A 19,166-nucleotide genomic window follows, 5' to 3' on the forward strand; every position below is an offset into this window, starting at 1 on the left:
TGGGTCGCAGCCCGTCGGCAGCTCGCTGCGCAGCCCACCCGTTGACCGCCTTCTGACAGGAGGCGTCCTCTTCCAGCGCCTGGCGCATGAACATCGACAGTGTCACCGTCGGCGGATACAGCCGTTCTCGATGTTCTGGCAAATGCGCTTCCGTTATCTCCAACAGCTCCGGGCTCGTCAGTATGTTGAAGTAGTCAACCGCCTGGGCCCTGCGTGCGCGGCTTTGAACGCCGCCTAGTGTTTGCCTGTGATGACTTCGTGCATTACGATCCATGGGGGCTGGTCCTTGGAATGAGACGGGTGTTTGCTTGGTAACAACCATCCTATCAATCCCTGGATCAGCCTACTCCGTTTCTCTTCAAGTACTTACCCGCGTCTTCTCCACCATGCTGGCTTAAGTAAGTGCCATTCGTTCTAAGTAAGGACTATTCAAAGTCCATTCAAGATGCAAACGTTTGGCTTGGCCTCGTGCACGTGGAAAGCAATGAGGACAGAGAAGAGCAACGCCATGTACTCGCGTAACTGCACGACATGGCGGCAAGCATCTGCACCTGATCCCGGCTAACCACTTTCGTAGCGATGCCGTTGGAAAAAGTCGCCGCGTAGCTCTTGTCACATCATAAGCAGAACATCGATCTTCCAGATCGATCTCCAAGCCGCTAGTGAGTGTCGGTTAGGGATATAAACGATCAGCGAAATTCCCAATGAACAACTCGGCATCGACTTTCTCAACAGCACGCGCCTGTACCTCTTTGCGATCATCAGTAGTCGACGCAGCTTCGCAATCGTTTGCCTCTACACCATAACGCCAGCTTCGCTGTTGAAGTGATGTCCCGAGCGACCAACCGCGAACCGTTCGAGATGCGCGACCAGCTATTTCGGAGGGCGAAAGAAGCGAATGTTCGTGCTGGGGAATCAGGTCATGTGTGCGAATTCGTACGGAAAACTACACAATTTTCCGTCAATGTCCTTACAGCGAGTATGAATTCTCATTTCGCATCGAAAGCCCGGTCAAGAGGACTGCGATGAACGCATTGAACGACGGATTGCCGCTTAGCGGATTCTTACCAGTGGGTGCAGAGAGCGCGAAGGCACTGGCCGAATCGATGGACGATACCGGCGTAGGGATACTGCGCGATATTGTGCCGGATGCGATTCTCACGCAGATGCGCAGTTTCGTCGCCCAACAGATCGAGGAGCATGACGGCCAATACTTCGGCCTTGAAGGCGAGGCATGGATCGCCGAAACCTGCCTCAATCCGCTATTTGAGGACCCGGGCTTTCACGCGTTATTGCGAAGTCTCTACGAACGGAAGATGCGCAAAGCGCCGCCCAGCGACCGGATCTTCCCCGTCCTGCGCGGACTGACCGGCACCCACGGACTGCGGCACGCGCTCAACTTCCACTACGACTCGTATGTCGTCACCGTACTGCTGCCGATCCTGATCCCAAACCGCCCGGATGAACCCCCAGGTCATCTGGTCATGTTTCCGAATCTGCGTGAAGCGAGGCGCTTCGCGATCGTCAACATCGTTGAAAAGCTACTGGTCGAGAGACTACTGAAGCGGATGTGGCGTTTGCCGCGCGTGCAACGATTGCTTTCGGCCAAGATCGTGCCGCTGACGCCGGGCAATCTCTACTTCTTCTGGGGCATGCGCTCATTCCACGCGAATCAGGCTTGCCTGCCGTCCAGCGTACGCTGCACTGCACTGCTTCATTTCGGCGATCCGCATGAGGGCAATGTGTTCAAGGGCATTTCCCACCATTTGCACTTAAGGAGACTGCAGCGCATGGCGCGAAACTAGGTGTTGGCGGAAGCTTGAGTTTGAGTTTGAGCGAGGCGGCCCAGTTGAGCGGGGCACGGGGACACCGCGACAGGCGCTCCAAAACTCTGGGCTTGAAGGAAGAGCGAGACGTGAGCATCACGGTTGCGGCAGGCCAACGGGGCAAACTCAGCCGTTTCGAACCGACTGGACGCTCGTCAACACAGTTGGCATTGACGTCTGATATTCCGGCACCCACCGGCGTAGGTCCCGCCTGACCTCGTCGTCAGCCAGCACGCGATGCTGCATCAGCCACGGCAGCAATTCATCGAGAAAATGATTCGGCACCTCGCGCGCCTGCGCGATCCGCAGTTTCGGATGCGGTGTGCGTGTAGTCGTTTCATCGTCGGCGAGCAACTCTTCATATAGCTTCTCGCCCGGCCGCAAGCCCGTGAACACGATCCGGATTTGCTCCTCCGAGAATCCGTACAAGCGAATTAGATCGCGCGCCAGCTCCACGATTCGTACCGGCTGGCCCATATCCAAAATGAAAATCTCTCCGCCACGACCCATGCTCGACGCCTGCAACACCAGTTGTGCCGCTTCGGGGATCGTCATGAAGAAGCGTGTGATCTCCGGATGCGTGACCGTGACCGGGCCGCCCTTCGCGATTTGCTGCTGGAACTTCGGGATCACGCTGCCCGCACTGCCCAGCACATTGCCAAATCTCACCGTCTCGAATTGAGTACCTGGAGCAGTCTGTTGCAACGCCTGGCAGGCCATCTCGGCCAGCCGCTTGCTTGCGCCCATCACGTTGGTCGGGTTGACAGCTTTATCGGTGGAAATCAGCACAAAGTGGCTGACCTGATAACGGATCGCCGCGCGCGCCACGCGCAACGTGCCCAGCACGTTGTTGCGCACCGCTGCCCATGCGTTCTGCTCTTCCATCAACGGCACATGCTTGTACGCGGCCGCATGAAACACGATATGTGGCGCGAAGCGCGACATGGTCTGGTCGAGCAGCAGCGAATCTTTCGCATCGCCTATTACCGGGATCACAGACAAATCCGGAAACCGCTCATGCAGTTCTTCTATGAGCAAGTACATCGCGTATTCGCTCAGGTCGTAGGCGACGAGCTGCGCTGGCGAGAAGCGCAAGATCTGCCGGCACAACTCCGAACCAATCGAGCCGCCTGCGCCCGTGACCATCACCACGCGTCCATGCAGCAATGCCTCGACGTGCGGCATGTCGATCTTCACCGGCTCGCGGCCGAGTAAGTCTTCAAGGTCGATCTGGCGCACCCGCGAGAGGAACGCCTGACCCTGCGTGAGCACGGTAAGCGCGGGGAGAACCATTGCCTTGACGCCGGCGCGAACGCACATGGTTGCCACACGTCGTTGTGCATCCACCGATGCCGACGGGATCGCGATGATCGCGGTATCGGCCTTGAGTTGTCCTGCCCAGAGCGGCAGTTCGCTGATCGAACCCAGTACCTTATGGCCCAGGATTTCACGACCGCGTTTTGCGGGGTCATCGTCTAGCAGGCCGACCAAGCGCCATTCACTCGAACGCGAAAGTTCGCGCACGAGATTCGCACCCGCGGTACCCGCGCCGAGCACGATCACCGGCTTGCCTTGACCGATCAAACCGCCGTATCGATAAAACTCCTTGATCGCACGGTAAAGCGCTCGCGATCCGCCTGTTCCCATGAACAGCAGCAGCGGCGACACAATCAGCACAGAGCGAGGAATGATGGGCGAAGGTTGCAGCATGGCTGCGCCTATCATTACGATGAGCCCGCCACTGGCGACCGCCTTGGAAATGCGCATGAGGTCAGGCAGGCTTGCAAACACCCACATGCCTCGATACAACCCGAAAATCCGAAACATCAACCCATAGATCACGACGACCCAAACCAGCGCGTTGATGCCGCCGTGCCAGAAATCGTCGGGGACCGAGCCATTGAAGCGCAGCGCATACGCAGCCAGCCACGCCACGGCGACCGCCACGAGGTCGAAACCGAATGCTGCAATCGAAAGCACCGAAGGCTTAATTCGCATCGTTATCGTTACCTTGAGTGAGGATGAATTGCCGCCAACGGCGGTCGATCTCCCAGCCAACCACGGCCAGAACAACGTACCAAGCCCCGAACAAGGTCCATTGGACTGTGGGCAGCACGCGAAGTGCTAAAAGCGCAACGCAACCGCTCCCCAACATGAGCAAGTAATACGCCATAGCCACGCGGACGTGGCTTTCAGTCAGTCTCACCAGACGCTGATAATAATGCTCGCGATGCGCGAGCCATACTTTCTCGCCCCGCGCAAGACGGCGCGCCAGGGTCGCGGTGGCATCGGCGACAAAAGGCGCAAACACCAGCGCGGGGAACCAGATCGGCCAGACGCCGTGCTGCCAACCCCAGAAACCCAGCACGCCAGCCAGGAAACCCAGCGGGATAGAACCAGCATCGCCAAGGAATATCTTGGCCGGATGACGGTTAAAAATCAAGAAACCAAATCCCGCGCCGGTTACCGCGGCAGCTGGCACGCTAAGCGTTGGCTGCAACACTGCCGCCGCAACAGCGTAAAAACCGAAACCAAACACGGTCATGCCTCCTGCAAGGCCGTCCGAACCGTCCATGAAATTGTAAAGATTGACCACCCAGACTAAAGCGAAAGCGGCAAGAACTGCCATCCACCACGCAATCCCGACAACGCTCAACGCAATGCCCGCTGCAACCACGACTACATGGGCTCCGAATCGAATGCGTGCAGGCAGGCCGCGCCGGTCATCGATCTGAGAAATCACGCCAAGCAACAAAGCGCCAAGAGCAATCAGGCGAAAATCGGGTGCGTAGAGAAAAATGGCCAGCGCCAGCGCCGGCAAAACACCCCATCCACCTACCCGTGGAGTGGGACGGGTGTGCAGCGAGCGGTCGTTCGGGATATCAGTGGCCAAACGCCACGCCAGCCCGGTCTTAAGTAACGTCCACAAAATTGCCGCGCTCACGCACACACCTATGAGTACGCAAATGAACGCGTCGCTCGCCGCACCGGCGTGTGACAAATCTGGCTGCATACGGTTGTCTCAATGTGTCGAGCGATACCAGTCTGCCGTCAGCGACAGACCTTCTTCAGTCGAATAAGGTGGGTGCCAGTTCAGTGCTTCGCAAACCAGGCTCGTATCGAGTTGCAGGCTGCTGATCAGCCGCTCCACTTGCTCTCTCTTGCCGGTAAGAGCGCCCGCGACTCGAAGCCACGATGCCGGAACGGGTAAGAGCCGCGCGGGCACGTTGAGCTTGGCCGCTAGCATGCGAGCCAGTTCGGTTACCGTGAGGTCGTGGGTGTCCGTGACGTTGAAAGTGCCGCCGGCAGCGCGCGGATCTGTTGCGCACTGGATCAGAACGTGGGCGAGATTCCCGACAAATATCATGCTACGCCGCGCAGGGATTGCGCCGAGGGGCAGTGGAACACCTGCGGCGAGCCCGCGCATCAACCGAAGGAAATTGGCCCGCACCCCGGGGCCGTAGACCAATGGCGGCCGCACGATCACGATCTCCAAACCGCTTTCACGACCATACGCAAGCAGCGCCTGCTCGGCTTCCAATTTGGACACGCCGTAAGGGTCGCTCGGAGCGGGTTGGTCGGACTCGCGCAGCGGTCGGCCATGATCGCTATCGCCCATCGCCTTGACACTGCTGACAAAAACGAAACGCCGGGCGCCAGCCGCACGGGATGCCTCGGCAAGTCGCAAAGTCCCTGTGACATTGGTCTCCCGGTAGGCGGCCAGCGGGTCGGTAGCGGTGTCCTGCATCATGTGCACGCGGGCGGCGAGATGGATGACCGAATTGCATTTATAGCTGGCGGGCCAGCTATCTTCGATACCGGCAAAGGCGTCTCCGTCAAGCAACCATTCACGCACGCCCGGCATGTCTAATTGCGCACGCCGAACCAAACCGATGACGTCATCGCCTCGTTCGATTAATGCCTTCACTACTTCACGCCCAACGAATCCGTTGGCGCCCGATACCAGGACTGCAGCGCTCATGGACGCCCTTCACGGCCGCCGCCAGTGCTACAGGACACGAACGGAGGCCGATAGGACTCGGCCGCATTGGTACCGATACATTGCATTGAAAGACCTCAGTTCTGCAGTATCCTGGAAGGCCGCTTTCGCGAATGGCCGTAAACAACCCTCCTCGCTGCGCGGATTTCTGCAAGAGTCTATCAAGCTGCATCGGTTAAAAGGTAACGAGTGCTCTCATTTCGTTACCTGCCGTTTCGGCGATGCTACGGCATCTTTGTAGAGCCGCAGCAAATCTCCGGCACTGCGCTGCCAGTCGAACTGAGCAGCCTGCTTCACGGATGCAGTGCTCAACGCGTCTCGCTCGTTGCGGTTGGCCGCAAGTCGGAGCATGGCTTGGGTCCAGCCGTTTGTGTCCTCGGGGTCCAGAAGGATTGCCGCATCGCCCGCTACCTCGGGCACCGAGCTCGATGTGGTAGTGATGGTCGGCGCGCCGAACTGCATCCCTTCGAGGACCGGCAATCCGAAGCCCTCGAAAAGTGACGGATAAAGATTTGCGTAGCAGTTCCTGTACAGCCAGATCAGCTCGTCGTCCGTCACATAGCCGGTCATCACGACCTGCGCCTCAATGCCAAGCTCGGCCAGATGCTTCTGGAAATCCTCCATGAGCCAGCCCTTGCCACCGGCAAGCACGAGAGGCATGGGGGCGCCACCAGCCTCGAGATAGTCAGCGTAGCTTTGCGCAAGACGCCGCTGGTTCTTCCTGGGCTCGACCGTGCCCACGTTCAACCAGAAACCATCGGCCGCGATATCGTCCAGCGGCTTCGGACGCTTTCCCACCACCGATGAATCTGCGAAGCGCGAACACGGATAGATCACGCGGATTCGATCTTCCGGGAAATGCGGAAAGACCTTCAAGTAGTGCGCACGGGATGCTTCGGAGATCGCCACTACCCAATCGGCCGTAACCGATGAACGAAAGACGCCCTCGAAGCATCCTAGCCGGTTGGCCTCTGTGGTCCACGTCGGGTCAATGAGGAAACCCATATCGTAGAATGTGTAAATCAACCGGCTGGAGGTCATGTGCAGCGGCGACCAGAAGTTGTTCGAATGGACGACATCGGGCGAGCCGATTAACCGCTCCGCCTCCGTGCTGGTCCAAAATGCGCGTGCGGTCTCTCGCGTGAGGTGGCGGGGACCATACTCAACACTCTTGCCCGAATACGGATTCATGACCGGCATCAGGGCATCGAAGTAGAAATCGCCGAAACTCGGATACAGCGAAAAATTATGCTCAGGCGCGATGTTGATCATGGCGTGGGCCAGCGCATGCGCAAAATAACCGCACCCTGCCTTCCCGGAACCGGTCTGCGAAATATCAAATCCAATGTGCATTCTCAAGTCCTATTGCACGGCTGATCCCAGGCACGGTCGGCCCGACGATCCTCTCGCGAAAGCTTTAAAAGCTTCATTCGTGCGCTTTCGTTTTTATATGTAAAACCGCGCAAAACACTAGGTCCGTACCAGGGACGCTCACGGACCACGGAAACGCGATGCGAAAACACGCAAGCGACGCAAAGCCGAAGCGCGAACGCATTGGCTGCCGACCAATACGGCGGACGCAGTTTACCGCAGGTAACTATTTTAGAAACATTTGAGCAATGGTGCGAGCGAGCGTTGCGCGGATTGCCTCAGGAGCAAGTTTTCAGCCCGAGTTGATCCGCCGTGAAGCAACCCAAATTTTTTCGTTACAAACTGAGACGTTTCTGATTGAAATGCAACGTCAACGGGACGCCCGAAATTGCCCGGCCCTGTTGGCTTTGTTATACTTGCAGCTTGGTCAGCAAAGGGTGTTGACGCGAAAAACCGATGCGGGAAGCTCTCCGGCACGTATCGTCCGGCCCGTTTATCGCGACACGCTCCGGACGTTTGGCCGCGCGAGGCTGGCAAGTTATCGACCCGTCAACCCGGTGCGCCGCATTGCCCCACTGGATCAAAATATGCTTCGTACCCTTCGCCAACGCCCACTGACCGCACCGCTGAATAACTATTCAGCACACAATTCCATGTTTTAGTAAAAGACGCGGGTTGCGTTGGTCGAGAAGGAACTTCCCATCATAATCCGCTCCTCGGTTATATCGCGCGTACGCGGTGTTTTAAGTGGTGACCTGCGGTGCTCAACAGTTAAAGTGCATCTGACTGCGTCGTTCGACCAATAAGCATATTTCCGGCGAAAAGCCAAGAGACCTACTAAGGGACGCCCATGCAGTTAATTACGACCATTCTTTGCGGCGGTGCTGGCTCTAGATTGTGGCCCGTTTCGCGTGAACTCCACCCAAAACCGTTTATCCGTCTGGCGGACGGGCAGAGTCTCTTGCAAAAGGCTTTCCTGCGAGGCGCACAGCTTTCAGGACTGACGGAAATTTTGACCGTCACCAACCGCGAACTCCTGTTTGCCACGCAAGATGAATTCCGTGAAGTCAATTCGACCGGAATTCCGGTGTCGTTCGTGCTGGAACCTTGCGGGCGCAATACTGCTGCTGCCATCGCAATTGCCGCACTACAAGTCGCAGAGAAGCACGGCCCGGACGCGCTTATGCTGGTGCTCGCGGCGGATCATGTGATAGCGGACCAACCCGCGTTTGAAGAAGCTGTGCGGAAGGCAAGCCAACTGGCCGCATCGGGCAAGCTGGTGACCTTCGGCATTCATCCTGACAGCCCTGAGACGGGTTATGGTTACATTGAGGCGGAAGGCAACACGGTGATTCGTTTTGTCGAAAAACCGTCGATCAAGGTGGCTCGGGAATACGTGGAGTCTGGGCGCTTCCTCTGGAATTCGGGCATGTTCTGCTTTGCAGCAGGCGCGATGCTCGCGCAGATGAAACTGCACTGCCCTGACATTTTGGACGCCACCGCAGCTTGCGCCCGACAGTCGCGTTCGGCCGAAGGCAAGGGATTCAACCAGTTGGAGCTGGACGCGGACACGTTCAAGCTGGTGCCGGACTTGTCGATCGACTACGCCGTCATGGAGAAATCGGATCAAATCGCTGTCGTCCCGTGCAATGTGGGCTGGAGTGACATCGGCTCCTGGACTGCGCTGGGCAATCTGGACGAGCCGGACGCAAACGGCAATCGGATCCAGGGCGACGTGCTCCTGCATAACACCCACAACTGCATCATCCGCAGTAATGAACGACTGATGGGCGCAGTCGGCGTGGACGATCTGATCCTCATCGATACCCCAGACGCCGTTCTTGTCGCACACAAGTCGAGTGCCCAGGACGTCAAGCAGATCTACTCGCAGTTGAAGAGCAATGGTCATGAGGCTTACCGACTGCATCGCACAGTGCACAGGCCATGGGGCACTTATACCGTTCTAGAGGAAGGCAACGGCTTCAAGATCAAACGCATTGAAGTGAAGCCGGGGGCGAGTCTGAGCCTGCAAATGCACCATCACCGCAGCGAGCACTGGATCGTCGTGCGCGGCATGGCGAAAGTGGTGAATGGCGACGCCGAACTGCTCATCAACACCAATGAATCGACCTATATTCCTGCAGGCCACAGACATCGGCTGGAAAATCCGGGCATCCTGAACCTCGTCATGATCGAGGTCCAAAGCGGGCCGTACCTGGGTGAAGACGATATCGTCCGGTTCCAGGATGTTTACGGGCGCGCTTGATAACCGCAGTACAGTCAAGAAACGGCAACTCGCCGGGGCTTGCGGATTCCATTGTTAAGGCCGATTAGTTTAATGATTGATAAATACGCTGCGTCACCAGCCGCGATGCTGAAAAGTCTCACACAGCACCGGCACTTGCTGCGTGATCTAGTGAAGCGGGACTTCATTGGCCGCTACAAAGGGTCAATGCTCGGTGTCGTCTGGTCGCTCTTTAATCCGCTTTTCATGCTGGCCATTTATACATTCGTTTTCAGCGTGGCATTCAAGGCACGCTGGGGTGGTCACAGCGATGAAAGCAAAGTAGCTTTCGCCATTGTCTTGTTTTCCGGAATCATCGTTCATACGTTTTTTGCGGAATGCCTGAATCGTTCGCCGGGGCTTATCACCGGCCACGCAAACTATGTTACGAAGGTAGTCTTCCCGCTTGAAATGCTGCCTTGGATGGCATTGCTCTCAGCTTTCTTACACTTTCTTGTGAGCTTCGCCGCATTGATCGGATTCTGCCTGATCTCCGGCGCCACACTACATATCGAAGGCTTGCTGATTCCGCTTGCGCTGTTTCCACTGGTCCTAATGATCCTTGGCTTGTCATGGATTCTCGCGTCGCTCGGAGTGTACTTGCGGGACCTGTCTCAGGTGATTGGCATGCTCGTCACGATCTCGATGTTCCTAGCGCCGGTGTTCTATCCCATCGAATCGTTGCCTAAAGCATATCAGGGGTTCCTGATATGGAATCCGATCACCCTGCCTGTAATCCAGGTACGCAATCTACTACTGTGGGGAAAGTCGTTCGAGTGGCAAGCATGGAGCATCAGCCTCCTAGCGGGACTCGTTGTTTTCCAGACAGGATATTGGTGGTTCCAGAAATCGCGTCGGGGTTTTGCTGATGTCGTCTAAAGAAATTGTCGTTGATATCCAGAATCTCAGCAAACGGTACGAAATCTACAAGACGCCACGTGACCGGCTCAAGCAACTTGTCCTTCCCCGCATCTTCCGAATGGTCAATCGAGCGATGAGTGCCTTGAGGCTCACAAAGCCCGAGGCGCCCCCGCATTATTTCCGTGAATTCTGGGCGCTGACCGACGTTTCGCTGCAAGTGCGCGCGGGCGAAACGCTGGGGATCATTGGTCGGAATGGCAGCGGCAAAAGCACGCTGCTGCAACTCCTCGCGGGAACGCTGACGCCCACGAACGGCAGCGTCACGATCAAGGGGCGCATCGCCGCCTTGCTCGAACTAGGCAGCGGCTTTAATCCCGAGTTCACCGGCCGCGAAAATGTGTTTCTAAACGGGCAGATTCTGGGACTAACGCAAAAGGAGATCGCGGAGCGGTACGATCAGATAGCCGCCTTTGCGGATATAGGCCCGTTCATCGATCAGCCGGTCAAGACGTATTCGAGCGGTATGTTCGTACGACTTGCGTTTGCAGTGCAGGCGCACATCGACGCATCGATCGTAATCATTGACGAGGCACTCGCCGTGGGTGATGTGTTCTTCACCCAGAAGTGCTTCGCGCGTCTTCGCGAACTGGTAGACGGTGGCGCCGCGGTGATTCTCGTGACGCACGACATGGCGACCGTCACGCAGTTCTGCACGCGCGTACTCGTGCTCAACAATGGCGGGGAGATGTTCAGTGGGGAGCCCGTACCCGCCATTCGTCGCTACATGGCGCTGCAACGCGATGCCGCGCCGGGCATCACGGCGCGCTCGCGTATTGCAGAGAAGCTGAAACTGCACGGCGACCAAAAACCGGCTTCCCTGCATTTCGACTGGCCGTCCGACGACGCGTTTTTCGAGACCGACAAAGTGGATATCGTTGGAACCGAGCAGGCCGAATTCGCCGGCGTAGCGCTCTGTGATGAAACCGGCGAAGCGGCGCGCGTTTTCCAAATGGGCGACACGGCCGATTTTTTTGTCGAATATCGTCTGCTCGAGGATATCGGTGTTCCGATTCTTGGGGTTACGATTGCGAACGAAAAAGGCTTGCTTGTGCATGGCAAGAACTCGATCCAGCATAAGCTGAATGCGCCGGACACCGCCCACGCCGGGCAGACGCTGCGTTATCGGCAGCGAATTGTGCTGGACCTTGCTCCGGGAGAATACAGCTTTGTGGTCGGGCTGGCGACAACCGATGCCGATACTTACCGACACAGCGAACATATGTCTCACGGCGACCTGTCTAACTCGATACACCGCGTACTCTCCGTAGGCAATGCGGGAACTTTCACCGTCGGCTTACGCCGCGACGGGATAGCATTGACCCATCACGGTCTCGCGAACCTGCCTGGCGCGTGCGACCTAGTTGTTACAAGCGTAGAGAAAGAAGGCAAAAATGATAGAACTCCAGACTGATCAAATTCGATTCGAATCCAGTTCCGTGGTCGATCCGGTAGGCAAACTCTTCCATTTCGACAACCGGATTTTCAGGGCTATATCCCCGACCTATGCGGGCTTTGTGAAAGACACCATCGAGCTAGCCCGAAGTGAAAACCTGTTCGATGCAGGTCTGGTCCCTACTTGGCTGACCGAATTCACTATTGAAGGCTCGCCGCTTGTGATTGAACATCAAAGGGTTCCGTTCGTCACTTTGCGCGGAGAGTGGAGTGGCGAAGCACTCCGCGAAGCCGCACTCTGCATACTGAAAGTAAGCGCTACGCTGCTTAAATCGAACCTTTGTCTGAAGGATGCGCATCCGTGGAACGTTTTGTTCGATGGAGCGCGACCTCACTTCGTGGATTGGGGATCCATTGCGCCAGTCAAGGAGCTGAATTGGTCGTTCTGGTACAAGCAGTTCAGGCAGTTCCTGCTCGCACCGTTGCATGCGTTTTGCACCGGGCACGCTCCGATCGCACGCGCGATGCTGCGGGAGCACAAGGTAGGCGTCGGTAATCAGATCATCGAACAGCCTTTTCTAGCTGACCAGCCCGCCGTACCGGGCGCGATCGCACGCGCGGCGCGCGAGGCGCCGACAGCCCAGACGTTCGAGGCGCTTGCAGACTATGTCGCGAATCTCGTGCTGCCACATGTTGAGGGTGAATGGTCGGCATACGCCCAGCCTCGTTTGTCGAGTCTCGTGGACATGTCATCGTTGCGCGAAAAAGACCGCATCGTTCATCGGATACTTGAGGAGGACAAGGGCAAAACCCTGATCGATATCGGCACGAACAATGGTTTGCATAGCGAACTTGCGGCGTCGCTCGGCAAACGCGTGCTTGCCTGCGATATCGAGGAAGCGTGCCTGAATGCTCTGTACTCGCGGACTCGTCAGAGTGGAGCAGACATTCTTCCGCTATTTCATGATTTGCTGTGGCCGATAGGTACGTCCGGAATTTTCAACAGTATCCCGGCTGCGGAAGATCGCCTTTCATGCGACACGGCGATGGTCATGGCAGTTACACATCATCTGGCGTTCAAGCAGCGAGTATCGTTTGACGGAATGGCGGGGGCCATTTCGCGACTAGCGAAGCGGCGCGCGATCGTGGAGTTTATTCCGACTGACGACGAACACGTGGCGCTTTGGTCGCCTGAACAGTTGCCCTGGTACACGCTTGACAACTTTATCAAGGCGCTGATGCTGCACTTCCGGACCTACTCGATCGTGCAGTCCGACCCTCATCCGCGGTGCATCATCCTGCTCGAAAAGTAAACACTATTACCAGGCAATCCTCGAAATGAAAACTCTCACTCTTTCAATCGACTCCTTGCTAGAAGGCTATGATGCGGTCAGCGTCCTTTATCCGCATGTGCCCTCGCTCAGCCACTGGCGCGCCTGGGAATATGCTGCATACCAGAATTTTTCGATAGCGGGCCGGGTTCTCGACCTCGGCTGCGGCGACGGCCGATACTTCAACCTAATCTGGCCGGACGCGAAGGATGTCGTCGGTGTCGACATGGAACCGTTAGTCGCCGAGCTCGGCCGCAATAGCGGCGTTTATCGCGATGTCCATGTCACAGCCGCGCACAATGTCCCCGAACCTGACGCAAGCTTCGATCACGTATTCGCGAACTGCTCGCTCGAACACATGGATCATCTCGACACGGTCCTGGCGGAAATCCATCGGTGTCTCAAACCCAACGGCACGCTGGTGGGCAGTGTTGTGACCAACAGGTTTGTCGAGTGGTCCCTTTTGTCGAATCTTGTTGCGATGGCGGGACACGACGAGACGGCTCAGTCACTCCAGAGAGACTTCCTCGAGTACCACCACCTCGCGAATCCCCTAACGATAGACGGATGGGCGAATAGCTTCGAGCGTGCCGGACTGGTGCTAGAGGAGCACGTCCCTATCCTGCCGAAGATCAATAGCGGAATATTTCTCCTGATGGACAGCCTTTGGCACGTCAAGCGACGGTCAGGCGGCGAACTAGGGGACGTGATCTACCCGTTCCTCTCGGCGAACGCAAACTTCCCTGCGGCATTTCGGAAGGTATTCGAAGGCCTCCTGGATATGGAGACCGACTGGCAGGACACGTGTGGAGCGGTTTTTGTAGTCCGCAAACCCGGGGGATGACTATGCGTGCGTGCTGGTGCGGAAACTCAGACTTTCGACCGTTCGGCCCAGAATATGGCGAATGTACGGTCTGCGGAACGCTAGTGTATTTGCCAGAAATGCCGCCTGAAAAATTGCTGGTCCGTGACGACGAGTCCGATTTCTATGGCAAGAATTATTGGCTCGAGCGCCAGAAAGACGCATTTGGTACGGCCGATATCTTTTCAAGAGCACGTTCTGACCTGACCGAGCGAAATCTCCATTGGCTAAAAACGCTGCTCAAGTATCGCTCGCCATCTGACGGAAAAGCGTTGGAGCTGGGCTGCTCGCACGGCAGTTTCGTCGCTTTGATGCGAATGGCCGGGTTCGACGCGTCGGGTGTCGAACTAAGCCCGTGGGTGGTTGACTTCGCGCAAAAAACGTTTGGCATACCCGTTTCGCTTGGACCGATCGAGAATCTCGACATCACGCCCGGCAGCCTCGATGTGCTTATCGCGATGGACGTTCTTGAGCATTTGCCCGATCCGGCAACCACCATGGGACGTTGTCTCGAGCTCTTAAAGCCGGACGGGTTGCTATTGCTGCAAACGCCGCAGTTCATTGGCGGTGCTAGCTACGAAGAGTTTGTTGCGGGCCAGAATCGCTTCCTTGAGATGTTGATTCCGGAGGAGCACATATATCTCTTCACCCGGGAATCGGTCGCGAGAATGTTCCATGGGTTAGGCGCCCGGTACATCCACTTCGAGCCTGCAATATTTGCACACTATGATATGTTTTTCGTTGTAAGCAAAACGCACTTGACACCTTTGCCGACAGATGAGGTTATAGCCACACTGGAGTCGCGTCCAGCTGGGCGGATGACGCTCGCGTTGCTCGATCTGCGCAATCAGAAGCTTGCTTCGGAGTCCGATCGCATTGCTCGGGGTGAACAAATTGAGCATTTGGGTGTGCTACTGAAAGAGGCTGAAACCGACCGGGCTGCACGAGGCCAGCAGGTCGAGATACTGACGACACTGCTCAATGAATCCGAGGAAGATCGCAGCGCGCGAGGTGAGCAGTTGAAGACCTTGACAGGTTTATTAAGAACAGCTCAGGAAGATCCTGCCCGGTCCGCTGAACAAATTGCGACGTTGCACAACTTGCTGAAGGAAGCTGAAGAGGATCGTAATGCGCGCGGAGGACAGATTGAGACGCTGAACACGTTGCTGAAGGAGGCTTCGGACGATCGCGCTGCGCGGAGTGAGCAAGTCGAGACCTTGGCAAGGATGTTGAATGAATCGGAAGCCGATCGCGCTGGAAGAGGCAAACAGCTTGAGCGCTTAACCGAAATGTTACGGGCGTGTGAGGAAGATAGGTCTGTGAAGACCGCACATATTTCAGCCTTGGAGATAGCACTGAGGCAATCAGTGGACGACTGCGCTGCCCAAAAGCGACTGCTGGATGAAGTGAGAAGTTTCTTTCATCATCGGGCGTTTCACGCGGTAGTGAAAGTCGCAGGCGGCGAACAGTTCCGGGCATTGGAAAAGCTACTTGAAAATGGCGCCGAAAATCGAATTGACGAGCGGAAATAAGAAGTAATGAGCCAACTTCCCCAAAAGATAGCGGTAGACCTTACCCCGGTACTGCCGGGCGGTGAAAATGGTGGCGCAAAAATATTCGTGCTTGATTTGCTGAGTCAATTGGCGGAGATGAGGCCCGACACGCAGTTCATTCTGCTAACGCAGGCCGCTTCTCACGATGAACTCGCGCAACTCGATCGACCCAACGTGCAACGCCGCATGGTGCTGGGTGCGCTGACGGCGAATTCCGGCCGCTCGCGCCTGAAGAACCTCGCAGGACGCGTTGTACCGAAAGTACCGGCAAGGTTCCAACGGGTTCTCAGCCTGGGGATTTATCGGCTTAACGCGAGGCTCAAGCGCCGCGGAACTGAAGGACTATTGCGCCAGCTCGGCGTCGACCTGCTCTTTTGTCCGTTTACCGCACCAACGTATTTCGAACCCCGCATTCCCACTGTCTGCACTATCTACGATCTGCAATACAAGACCTATCCAGAATTTTTTACGCCGGAGGACGTGGCGCAACGAGCCCAGACGTTTTCAGACGCAGCGCGTCGAGCCAATGCCCTCGCCGCCATCTCGGGCTACTCGCGCCAGTCTGCGATCGATCATGGCGACCTGGAGCCGGGCCGCATTCGAACGATCCACTTGCGTATGGCTCGTCGGATCGCACCCGACGCATCGCAAAGTACGCAGGTACTGGATCGTCTCCAATTGACGCGCCAGAATTATCTCGTCTTTCCAGCAAATTTCTGGAAGCACAAAAACCATGAGATGTTACTGACAGCGTTCGGCATGGCATGTAGGGAAGGCGGCGGACTTAGTCGTTACACCAAGCTCGTCTGTACGGGTGCGCCGGGTGCGCGACGCGACTGGCTGTTGCGGGCTGCCCACGCCTTAAATTTGAGCGATCGGGTCATCTTCCCCGGGTATCTGCCAAACGCGGAGCTGGCAGCGTTGATCTCTCACTCCAGCGGCGTCGTTTTTCCATCGCTTTACGAAGGGTTCGGCTTACCGGTAATCGAGGCCATGGCAGCGGGCGTGCCCGTGGCTTGCAGCAATACCACCTCGCTTCCTGAGGTCGCAGCAGACGCCGCCATCATGTTCGATCCGCGCATTCCGGAGCAAATCGCCGCAGCCATGGTTGCGCTTGTGACAGACGAATCCTTACGCGCAAAGTTGGTTGAAGCGGGACGGCGACGAGTTGATGAATTCTCGGATTCGAAGCGGATGGCGAACGAATACTGGGATTTGTTTGTCTCTGCGCTGGCGAATTCGAGACACGAGAATCTGATTACCGGCGTGCACGTGGACGGGTGGGTCGGAGGGAACTTAAGAATCCAGACTGCCCCTCTCCTTGGAGCCCGCAGCGTAGAGGTGACGCTTCTCGCGCCCGAATGGGCGCCGCAGCGCTCGATTACGGTTCAGCGTTTTCGTGAAGGCAAGCCGGATGGCGATGCCGTCAGGATCAAGCGTGGATCGGAAGTGGTAGTGTCATTACCCATGGACGGCGCCGGCGGATTTTACGAGCTACAGATCAAGCCTACCTTCGTTCCCGCTCGCCACAAGCTCGGCGACGATCAGCGCGAGCTGTCCGCCATGTTGCAACGCTGCAGTATCGTTGCCGACGATAACATACCAATCGAATTGTTCCCTGAGAAGGTTTCCGCATGAAAGTCAGCGTCGTCACTCCCTCTTACAATCAGGGACAATTTATTGAACGCACGCTGCAAAGCGTCGCGTCGCAAACGGGCGCGGAGATCGAGCACGTCGTGTTCGACGGCGGTAGCACTGACTCCACTGTGTCCGTTCTGGAGGCGTTCAAGCCACCGGTGCGCTGGGTATCTAAGAAGGATAAGGGACAAACCGACGCCGTCAACCAAGGGATCGCCGCGACTGACGGTGAGATCATTGGCTGGCTGAATTCCGACGATGTCTATTACCCAGGTGCGATTGCCAAAGTAGTGGCTTTCTTTGAACAGCATCCAGAAGTCGATGTGGTCTACGGACTGGCTGATCACATCGATCTAGAAGATCATGCTTTTGAAGCATATCCGACAGAGGACTGGAATCTCGATCGATTGAAGGACACGTGCTTTATCTGCCAGCCGGCGCTGTTTTTCCGCCGGCGTGTGGTCGACCAGCACGGCCCCCTTGATGAGTCGCTCAACTACTGCATGGACTACGGGTACTGGTTACGGCTTGGAAAAGCCGGTGTCCGCTTCGCGCTGCTCCATGAAAAGCTCGCCGGCTCGCGCCTTTACGCCGATAACAAAACGCTTGGCGCACGAATCAAGGTTCACGCCGAGATCAACGACATGTTCGTCAAGTTGTTCGGCACGGTCCCGGATCGGTGGTTGTTCAATTATGCGCATGCGATGGTAGAGAAACGGCATACGCGTGAAAGTGCCGGGAATAAGTTCGCGTTGCGAGTTGGCGCCGCGGCGGTCGCCGCCGCGCTTAAATGGAACCACACGGTCTCGCGCGGAATGATAAAGTCGATTTATTCGTGGGTCCTGAAGTAATCCAAACAAATGAGAAACGAGATACCGCCACTGATCTCGCTTTCTTATCTGACCTTAAAGCCCCCCTCAGCCGGGGGTCTCTCACTTCCAAGCAGCTTGATCAAAAGAACATCGAACTCGGGATTATCATTGGAGCGATTGAGTTCGGTATAGAGCACTCAACGCTCCAACGTTCTGTTGCAATAGACCATCACTCGCTTATTTACACGCCAGCTCCGATCGAGGGAGTTCGCGTTTAGGAAACTGGTCAGACGTGATACTTTTTTACCAGCAGTGATCAATTCCACAATTTTGTAATCGTCGTTTCGGCATCCTATCGAAATGCCACCCGTCTCGTAGATGCAGGGAGCCGACCTTGCCAAAGGAGCAACTCTTGAGATGGCGTCACGTACGCAAATTCAGCGATGTGTGACTGCTGCCACAAGCTTGTAACTTGAGGTCAGGCATTAATTCGAATAAAACCCCGCATCGAGATGGTATCGCAGCTCCGTACGCCTAATTAGCGGTGGACGGAGGGACTTGACTCGTGGGGTGTCAGCACCTCAGTGTTATACGAGTGCTATCAAGCTGTCCAATGTACTTGAGTATGAGCGAAACACGCGTTGGCGTGGAGCAAAGTCGTTCCGAGACAGACGCCACCGCTGCAGCCAGCGAGGCTCGAGTAACGTGCTGTTCAGGCCGGATTCGTTGAGCATAACTCCGCCGAACGCTCAGACGATTGAAGCGTTTCCCCTCGATGCCGAAGGAGACGTCGATTCCTCGTATTCGGGCAATAACTCTCCTTCATATTGCAGCCGCATGTTGCAACCAGGGAACGCGATGTGCTGAATGTAGCGATGCGTGGAAGCAACGCCCTCCCAAGCGTCATACTCCTCTTTGCTGACAGCCATATTACCGCCGCCAAAAAAGCTAACTACGTATCGCGGGAATGCGCTGGGATCGCAAACCGGATAATCTGAACGAATCGGTGCGTCTTTGGTACGAGGTGATGCAACTGAATCGGTCATAGCAGAAGCTGCCTCCGAATACGATTTGAAAAACGACGACCAGCCGTTTGGATACATGTGACCGACTTAACATTAGGTGTTACATTTTTTAACATTGTAACTTAAGTATTTGCATTGCTGGCCTAGCGCC

At 56.4% G+C, this 19,166-nt stretch carries 14 protein-coding genes and 1 pseudogene; 9 read left to right on the plus strand and 6 right to left on the minus strand.

Features of this window, described 5'->3' with window-relative positions; genetic code table 11:
- A pseudogene (locus tag ACMX25_RS26750) lies at positions 1-274 on the minus strand (IS4 family transposase); the annotation flags it as partial.
- A gap of 751 nt (positions 275-1,025) precedes the next feature.
- Here ACMX25_RS26750 and ACMX25_RS26755 point away from each other — a divergent pair.
- On the plus strand, positions 1,026-1,805 hold the full coding sequence (locus ACMX25_RS26755) for a hypothetical protein (RefSeq protein ID WP_414953026.1): 780 nt from the start codon (positions 1,026-1,028) through the stop codon (positions 1,803-1,805).
- Between the two features lie 147 nt (positions 1,806-1,952).
- Here ACMX25_RS26755 and ACMX25_RS26760 read toward each other — a convergent pair whose 3' ends face one another.
- The 4 genes from ACMX25_RS26760 to ACMX25_RS26775 all read right to left on the minus strand — a co-directional run bounded on the left by ACMX25_RS26760 (position 1,953) and on the right by ACMX25_RS26775 (position 7,179).
- Entirely contained in the window at positions 1,953-3,824 is a 1,872-nt protein-coding gene (locus ACMX25_RS26760; RefSeq protein ID WP_414953027.1) for a polysaccharide biosynthesis protein, read from the minus strand.
- On the minus strand, positions 3,814-4,839 hold the full coding sequence (locus ACMX25_RS26765) for an MraY family glycosyltransferase (RefSeq protein ID WP_414953028.1): 1,026 nt from the start codon (positions 4,837-4,839) through the stop codon (positions 3,814-3,816). The genes ACMX25_RS26760 and ACMX25_RS26765 overlap by 11 nt, the downstream gene beginning before the upstream one ends.
- Before the next feature lie 9 nt (positions 4,840-4,848).
- Positions 4,849-5,808, minus strand: coding sequence for a UDP-glucose 4-epimerase family protein (locus tag ACMX25_RS26770; RefSeq protein WP_414953029.1), 960 nt, complete (start codon positions 5,806-5,808; stop codon positions 4,849-4,851).
- Between the two features lie 213 nt (positions 5,809-6,021).
- Positions 6,022-7,179: a glycosyltransferase family 4 protein gene (locus tag ACMX25_RS26775; RefSeq protein WP_414953030.1), complete on the minus strand. Its 1,158-nt coding sequence runs from the start codon at positions 7,177-7,179 to the stop codon at positions 6,022-6,024.
- Positions 7,180-8,047: 868 nt separating this feature from the next.
- On the opposite strand from ACMX25_RS26775, the gene ACMX25_RS26780 reads away from it, so the two are divergent.
- From ACMX25_RS26780 to ACMX25_RS26815, 8 genes are all read left to right on the plus strand, one after another.
- Positions 8,048-9,463, plus strand: a complete 1,416-nt coding sequence (locus ACMX25_RS26780; protein WP_414953031.1) for a mannose-1-phosphate guanylyltransferase/mannose-6-phosphate isomerase — start codon at positions 8,048-8,050, stop codon at positions 9,461-9,463.
- A 72-nt stretch (positions 9,464-9,535) separates the two neighbouring features.
- Positions 9,536-10,360, plus strand: a complete 825-nt coding sequence (locus ACMX25_RS26785) for an ABC transporter permease (RefSeq protein ID WP_414953032.1) — start codon at positions 9,536-9,538, stop codon at positions 10,358-10,360.
- A complete protein-coding gene (locus ACMX25_RS26790) occupies positions 10,350-11,813 on the plus strand; it encodes an ABC transporter ATP-binding protein (RefSeq protein ID WP_414953033.1) in 1,464 nt (487 codons plus the stop codon). The genes ACMX25_RS26785 and ACMX25_RS26790 overlap by 11 nt, the downstream gene beginning before the upstream one ends.
- Positions 11,794-13,107, plus strand: a complete 1,314-nt coding sequence (locus tag ACMX25_RS26795) for a hypothetical protein (protein ID WP_414953034.1) — start codon at positions 11,794-11,796, stop codon at positions 13,105-13,107. The genes ACMX25_RS26790 and ACMX25_RS26795 overlap by 20 nt, the downstream gene beginning before the upstream one ends.
- A 25-nt stretch (positions 13,108-13,132) precedes the next feature.
- Positions 13,133-13,969, plus strand: coding sequence for a class I SAM-dependent methyltransferase (locus ACMX25_RS26800; protein ID WP_414953035.1), 837 nt, complete (start codon positions 13,133-13,135; stop codon positions 13,967-13,969).
- 83 nt (positions 13,970-14,052) lie between these two features.
- Positions 14,053-15,519: a class I SAM-dependent methyltransferase gene (locus tag ACMX25_RS26805; protein ID WP_414953036.1), complete on the plus strand. Its 1,467-nt coding sequence runs from the start codon at positions 14,053-14,055 to the stop codon at positions 15,517-15,519.
- Between the two features lie 366 nt (positions 15,520-15,885).
- Positions 15,886-17,178: a glycosyltransferase family 4 protein gene (locus ACMX25_RS26810; protein WP_414953037.1), complete on the plus strand. Its 1,293-nt coding sequence runs from the start codon at positions 15,886-15,888 to the stop codon at positions 17,176-17,178.
- Positions 17,175-18,029, plus strand: a complete 855-nt coding sequence (locus ACMX25_RS26815) for a glycosyltransferase family 2 protein (RefSeq protein WP_414953038.1) — start codon at positions 17,175-17,177, stop codon at positions 18,027-18,029. The genes ACMX25_RS26810 and ACMX25_RS26815 overlap by 4 nt, the downstream gene beginning before the upstream one ends.
- Before the next feature lie 710 nt (positions 18,030-18,739).
- Here ACMX25_RS26815 and ACMX25_RS26820 read toward each other — a convergent pair.
- On the minus strand, positions 18,740-19,036 hold the full coding sequence (locus ACMX25_RS26820; RefSeq protein WP_414953039.1) for a hypothetical protein: 297 nt from the start codon (positions 19,034-19,036) through the stop codon (positions 18,740-18,742).
- Positions 19,037-19,166 lie beyond the last annotated feature (130 nt).

The organism is Caballeronia eucalypticola, assembly GCF_047608185.1.
Classification (GTDB): domain Bacteria; phylum Pseudomonadota; class Gammaproteobacteria; order Burkholderiales; family Burkholderiaceae; genus Caballeronia.